This window comes from Paenibacillus sp. sgz302115 (assembly GCF_056120445.1).
This window is the reverse complement of record NZ_JBVYOK010000062.1, coordinates 1-540: the sequence shown is the minus strand read 5'-3', so window position 1 is coordinate 540 and position 540 is coordinate 1. Positions and strand designations below refer to the sequence as shown.

The window sequence follows — 540 nt, the reverse complement described above, 5'->3', positions numbered from 1 at the left end:
TTAAGCCCCGGCATAATCAAGCTTGAGCATCTGGCCGAGGGTGTGCTGAACTCCGAGCTGCCGGATGGCAGCATCGACAGCGATAAGCTGGCGATAGGCTCGGTAAACTCGGTGCATTTGCAGCAGCAGAGTATATACGGCGAGCATCTCACGGACGGAGTGCTTGAGGAACGTCATTTGAGCCCCGGCATAATCAAGCTTGAGCATCTGGCCGAGGGTGTGCTGAACTCCGAGCTGCCGGATGGCAGCATTGACAGCGATAAGCTGGCGATAGGCTCGGTAAACTCGGTGCATTTGCAGCAGCAGAGTATATACGGCGAACATCTCACAGACGGTGTGCTGGAGGAACGTCATTTAAGCCCCGGCATAATCAAGCTGGAGCATCTGGCCGAGGGTGCGTTGAACTCCGAGCTGCCGGATGGCAGCATCGACAGCGATAAGCTGGCGATAGGCTCGGTAAACTCGGTGCATTTGCAGCAGCAGAGTATATACGGAGAACATCTCACGGACGGAGTGCTGGAGGAACGCCATTTGAGCCCC

1 protein-coding gene is annotated in these 540 nt (G+C 56.1%); it reads left to right on the top strand.

Going from position 1 to position 540, the window contains the following annotated elements; genetic code table 11:
* The coding region (locus AC0LWN_RS32650; RefSeq protein WP_474672746.1) for a hypothetical protein at positions 1-540 on the top strand (540 nt) is incomplete at both ends.